This window comes from Catenulispora rubra (genome assembly GCF_015356825.1).
Lineage (GTDB): Bacteria > Actinomycetota > Actinomycetes > Streptomycetales > Catenulisporaceae > Catenulispora > Catenulispora rubra.
Window position 1 is genome coordinate 1 of the sequence record NZ_JAACYW010000674.1, and the last position, 785, is coordinate 785.

General features: G+C 72.5%; 1 pseudogene. It reads left to right on the plus strand.

The features are described 5' to 3' along the window. Window positions 1–591: pseudogene (locus GWK61_RS54895) on the plus strand (hypothetical protein); the annotation flags it as partial. Window positions 592–785 lie beyond the last annotated feature (194 nt).

Here is a 785-nt window from a genome sequence, read left to right on the forward strand (position 1 = left end):
CTCCAAGGCCCGCCCTACCCCCTCGGCACCCTCGACGTCTGCGCGGTCACCCTCCTCCTACTCGGCGGCTTCCTCGCAGGCGTCGGCTGGTTCATCGGCGCCGTCCTCCTCTGGACCTCCCCGCGCTGGTCCCGCCTCGAGAAGCTGATCGGCACCCTCATCCTCCCCGGCGGCATCGCCGGCGGCCTCCTGACCTTCGCCTCCGCGCACTCCGGCTCCTACACCAACTGCGACGGCCTGGACCACTGCGTCACCACCCACACCGGCTGGGACCCGCCCGGCTGGCTGGCCGCCACCACCGTCGCCCTCATCCTCGCCGCCCCGGCCGCGACCACCGTGTTCCTCGTCAACCGCGCACGCCTCCGCCCCGGACCCCCGGCGTCCCGCGCATCCCTGGCCATCATCGCCGGCGTCGGTGCCGCCGGTCTGCTGGCAGTCACGGGCCTGCTGGTCGCGACCAGCACCAGCAGCGCAGGCAGCGGCCGCGTGTCTCCCGCGCCCGCCGACACCGGCGGTCCGGCGCCCGAATCCGGGTACGTCATCCCCGTCTCCTCGCCGGGCCAGCCGTCCTCGAGCGCCTCAGCCCCCTGATCCCGAGCCGCCACACCGATGAAGCTCAGCCCGACACAGCCCCGGCCGTGTCGGGCTGAACCTCGTCTTAGGGCTCGCGTGAGAACTACGCGGTGGTGTCCGAGAGATCCCCTGCCGGTTTGTGATAGGCCCGCAGGGTGCTGACTGAGGATGAGATCGCGTCGCGGTTCGCTAGGATCCGGCCGTTCCTGGAC